Consider the following 5,430-nt stretch of genomic DNA (forward strand, 5'->3'; position numbering starts at 1 on the left):
TGTTCTTTGAGAACTCAATAGTGTGTCGATGAATGTCAGTGCCAAATATTTATTTTGGTTCCGTTCATCCTCCCCCCGTGAGGGTGACGGACATTTTTGTCAGCTAATTTTCCGGCTGGCGTTTAAGTTAGGTTTTCGGACTCTGGTTCGAGATACTTCTGATTGGCTGCTTCGGTGGCAAATCTAGAGTCTTCAACGGAGAGTTTGATCCTGGCTCAGGACGAACGCTGGCGGCGTGCTTAACACATGCAAGTCGAGCGGTAAGGCCCTTCGGGGTACACGAGCGGCGAACGGGTGAGTAACACGTGGGTGATCTGCCTCGCACTCTGGGATAAGCCTGGGAAACTGGGTCTAATACCGGATATGACCACGGATCGCATGGTTTGTGGTGGAAAGATTTATCGGTGCGAGATGGGCCCGCGGCCTATCAGCTTGTTGGTGGGGTAATGGCCTACCAAGGCGACGACGGGTAGCCGACCTGAGAGGGTGACCGGCCACACTGGGACTGAGACACGGCCCAGACTCCTACGGGAGGCAGCAGTGGGGAATATTGCACAATGGGCGAAAGCCTGATGCAGCGACGCCGCGTGAGGGATGACGGCCTTCGGGTTGTAAACCTCTTTCGACAGGGACGAAGCGCAAGTGACGGTACCTGTAGAAGAAGCACCGGCCAACTACGTGCCAGCAGCCGCGGTAATACGTAGGGTGCGAGCGTTGTCCGGAATTACTGGGCGTAAAGAGCTTGTAGGCGGTTCGTCGCGTCGATTGTGAAAACTTGCAGCTCAACTGCAAGCTTGCAGTCGATACGGGCGGACTAGAGTACTTCAGGGGAGACTGGAATTCCTGGTGTAGCGGTGAAATGCGCAGATATCAGGAGGAACACCGGTGGCGAAGGCGGGTCTCTGGGAAGTAACTGACGCTGAGAAGCGAAAGCGTGGGTAGCGAACAGGATTAGATACCCTGGTAGTCCACGCCGTAAACGGTGGGTACTAGGTGTGGGTTTCCTTCCACGGGATCCGTGCCGTAGCTAACGCATTAAGTACCCCGCCTGGGGAGTACGGCCGCAAGGCTAAAACTCAAAGGAATTGACGGGGGCCCGCACAAGCGGCGGAGCATGTGGATTAATTCGATGCAACGCGAAGAACCTTACCTGGGTTTGACATACACCAGAAAGCCGTAGAGATACGGCCCCCCTTGTGGTTGGTGTACAGGTGGTGCATGGCTGTCGTCAGCTCGTGTCGTGAGATGTTGGGTTAAGTCCCGCAACGAGCGCAACCCTTATCTTATGTTGCCAGCGCGTAATGGCGGGGACTCGTGAGAGACTGCCGGGGTCAACTCGGAGGAAGGTGGGGACGACGTCAAGTCATCATGCCCCTTATGTCCAGGGCTTCACACATGCTACAATGGCCGGTACAGAGGGCTGCGATACCGTGAGGTGGAGCGAATCCCTTAAAGCCGGTCTCAGTTCGGATCGGGGTCTGCAACTCGACCCCGTGAAGTTGGAGTCGCTAGTAATCGCAGATCAGCAACGCTGCGGTGAATACGTTCCCGGGCCTTGTACACACCGCCCGTCACGTCATGAAAGTCGGTAACACCCGAAGCCGGTGGCCTAACCCTTGTGGAGGGAGCCGTCGAAGGTGGGATTGGCGATTGGGACGAAGTCGTAACAAGGTAGCCGTACCGGAAGGTGCGGCTGGATCACCTCCTTTCTAAGGAGCACTTCTGCACGACGCTTCACACAGGTGAAAGTGGTTGTGCCAGAGACCGTTTGTGTCCCCGTCAGTGGGACCGCGGAAGCTCATGGGTGGAACGCTGGCAAGTTTCATCGCACCGAGGTGCCGGCTCTGTCCGGGACCGCGGTGAATATATCGACACACTGTTGGGTCCTGAAAGAACAGACGTTCTTTCCAGGCAAAAAATACGACTTGCTCGGATTTTCTGAGAAACTGCTGGCTTTGCCGGTAAGTCCTGATGTCCTATCCGGGTGGGTGTGTTGTTTGAGAACTGCACAGTGGACGCGAGCATCTTTGTTAGTAAGTGTGTAAGAGCGTACGGTGGATGCCTTGGCACCAGGAGCCGATGAAGGACGTAGGAGGCTGCGATAAGCCTCGGGGAGCTGTCAACCGAGCTGAGATCCGAGGATTTCCGAATGGGGAAACCCAGCACGAGTGATGTCGTGTTACCCGCCGTTGAATATATAGACGGTGTGGAGGGAACGTGGGGAAGTGAAACATCTCAGTACCCACAGGAAGAGAAAACAATAGTGATTCCGTGAGTAGTGGCGAGCGAAAGCGGAAGAGGCTAAACCGGTTGTGTGTGATAGACGGCAGTCGTTGCATAGCCGGGGTTGTGGGACTTGCTTTCTCAGATCTGCCGATCTGGGCGACAGTCAGAAAAGATCGCGTTAGTCGAATTGGTCTGGGACGGCCAACCGTAGACGGTGAGAGTCCGGTAGACGAAAACGTGTTCTCTGTTGTAGCAGGCACCCGAGTAGCAGCGGGCCCGTGAAATCTGCTGTGAATCTGCCGGGACCACCCGGTAAGCCTGAATACTCCCTGGTGACCGATAGCGGACTAGTACCGTGAGGGAAAGGTGAAAAGTACCCCGGGAGGGGAGTGAAATAGTACCTGAAACCGTGCGCTTACAATCCGTCAGAGCCTTCGATTCGTCGTGGGGTGATGGCGTGCCTTTTGAAGAATGAGCCTGCGAGTCATCGGTGTGTGGCGAGGTTAACCCGTGTGGGGTAGCCGTAGCGAAAGCGAGTCCGAATAGGGCGTTTGAGTCGCATGTCATGGACCCGAAGCGGAGTGATCTACCCATGGCCAGGGTGAAGCGACGGTAAGACGTCGTGGAGGCCCGAACCCACTTAGGTTGAAAACTGAGGGGATGAGCTGTGGGTAGGGGTGAAAGGCCAATCAAACTCCGTGATAGCTGGTTCTCCCCGAAATGCATTTAGGTGCAGCGTCGCGTGTTTCACACTGGAGGTAGAGCTACTGGATGGCCTAGGGGGCCCACAAGCTTACCGAAGTCAGCCAAACTCCGAATGCCGGTGTGTGAGAGCGCGGCAGTGAGACTGCGGGGGATAAGCTTCGTAGTCGAGAGGGAAACAGCCCAGATCGCCGGCTAAGGCCCCTAAGCGTGTACTAAGTGGAAAAGGATGTGGGGTCGCTGAGACAACCAGGAGGTTGGCTTAGAAGCAGCCACCCTTGAAAGAGTGCGTAATAGCTCACTGGTCAAGTGATCCTGCGCCGATAATGTAGCGGGGCTCAAGTACACCGCCGAAGCCGCGGCACTCAGTCATACAGATCGCCTTCGGGCCAGTCGACTGGGTGGGTAGGGGAGCGTCGTGTAGCCAGGGAAGCAGCGGGGTGACCTAGTTGTGGAGGCTGCGCGAGTGAGAATGCAGGCATGAGTAGCGAAAGACGAGTGAGAAACTCGTCCGCCGAATGACCAAGGGTTCCTGGGCCAGGTTAATCCGCCCAGGGTGAGTCGGGACCTAAGGCGAGGCCGACAGGCGTAGTCGATGGACAACGGGTTGATATTCCCGTACCCGTGTATCCGCGCCCAATGGCGAGCCGGTTTTGCTAATCGTCCTGAACCCAATGGACCACCTTCGGGTGGCCGGAGGGGGATGCACGAGACCCAGACCGTAGTAGTCAAGCGATGGGGTGACGCAGGAAGGTAGCTGGGCCCGGTGGTGGATTACCGGGTGTAAGCCTGTAGGGCGTTGTGTAGGCAAATCCGCACAGTATGTGCCTGAGAGGTGATGCGTAGCCGGTTGAGGTGAATTCAGTGATCCTATGCTGCCGAGAAAAGCCTCTAGTGAGTTGGTACACGGCCCGTACCCCAAACCGACACAGGTGGTCAGGTAGAGAATACTAAGGCGATCGAGATAACTGTGGTGAAGGAACTCGGCAAAATACCTCCGTAACTTCGGGAGAAGGAGGGCCCGATCTGGTGATGAGTCTTGCACTCGGAGCTGGGTTGGGTCGCAGAGACCAGAGAGAAGCGACTGTTTACTAAAAACACAGGTCCGTGCGAAGTCGTAAGACGATGTATACGGACTGACGCCTGCCCGGTGCCGGAAGGTTAAGAGGACCGGTTAGCGCAGTAATGTGCGAAGCTGAGAATTTAAGCCCCGGTAAACGGCGGTGGTAACTATAACCATCCTAAGGTAGCGAAATTCCTTGTCGGGTAAGTTCCGACCTGCACGAATGGCGTAACGACTTCTCTGCTGTCTCCACCACAGACTCGGCGAAATTGCATTACGAGTAAAGATGCTCGTTACGCGCGGCAGGACGAAAAGACCCCGGGACCTTCACTATAGCTTGGTATTGGTGTTCGGTACGGTTTGTGTAGGATAGGTGGGAGACTGTGAAGCGGGCACGCCAGTGTTCGTGGAGTCGTCGTTGAAATACCACTCTGGTCGTATTGGACCTCTAACCTCGGGCCATGATCTGGTTCAGGGACAGTGCCTGGTGGGTAGTTTAACTGGGGCGGTTGCCTCCCAAAATGTAACGGAGGCGCCCAAAGGTTCCCTCAGCCTGGTTGGCAATCAGGTGTTGAGTGTAAGTGCACAAGGGAGCTTGACTGTGAGACTGACAGGTCGAGCAGGGACGAAAGTCGGGACTAGTGATCCGGCACCGGCATGTGGAAGCGGTGTCGCTCAACGGATAAAAGGTACCCCGGGGATAACAGGCTGATCTTCCCCAAGAGTCCATATCGACGGGATGGTTTGGCACCTCGATGTCGGCTCGTCGCATCCTGGGGCTGGAGTAGGTCCCAAGGGTTGGGCTGTTCGCCCATTAAAGCGGCACGCGAGCTGGGTTTAGAACGTCGTGAGACAGTTCGGTCTCTATCCGCCGCGCGCGTTAGAAACTTGAGGAAGGCTGTCCCTAGTACGAGAGGACCGGGACGGACGAACCTCTGGTGTGCCAGTTGTCCCGCCAGGGGCACGGCTGGTTGGCCACGTTCGGAAGGGATAACCGCTGAAAGCATCTAAGCGGGAAGCCTGTTCCAAGATGAGGTTTCTCACCCCTTTAAGGGGGTAAGGCCCCCAACAGACCATTGGGTTGATAGGCCAGAACTGGAAGTGCGGTAACGCATGGAGGTGACTGGTACTAATAGGCCGAGGACTTACCAACAAAGCTGCTACGCGTCCACTGTGCGGTATCTGAAACAACACACAGATACAGGAAGACGGGATGTCGAACTCTGGTAACAGGGTTTCGAGGTTCTGGCTCTCTGTGGATAGTTTCATAGAGTTACGGCGGCTATAGCGGTGGGGAAACGCCCGGTCCCATTCCGAACCCGGAAGCTAAGGCCACCTGCGCCGATGGTACTGCACTCGACAGGGTGTGGGAGAGTAGGACACCGCCGGAACATACATTCAGGTAAGGCCCCCAACCAGCAGGTTGGGGGCCTTACCCA

At 56.1% G+C, this 5,430-nt stretch carries 3 rRNA genes; all 3 read left to right on the top strand.

What is annotated here, in order from left to right:
- The first annotated feature begins 192 nt into the window (after positions 1-192).
- Positions 193-1,709: ribosomal RNA gene (locus NN2_RS35360) — 16S ribosomal RNA — on the top strand.
- A gap of 322 nt (positions 1,710-2,031) precedes the next feature.
- Positions 2,032-5,144, top strand: a 23S ribosomal RNA gene (locus NN2_RS35365).
- Positions 5,145-5,265: 121 nt separating this feature from the next.
- Positions 5,266-5,382 (top strand): 5S ribosomal RNA (gene rrf, locus NN2_RS35370).
- Together the 16S, 23S and 5S rRNA genes form the textbook arrangement of a ribosomal RNA operon.
- The last annotated feature ends 48 nt before the right edge of the window (positions 5,383-5,430 follow it).

The organism is Nocardia nova NBRC 15556, assembly GCF_001613005.1.
Lineage (GTDB): Bacteria > Actinomycetota > Actinomycetes > Mycobacteriales > Mycobacteriaceae > Nocardia > Nocardia nova.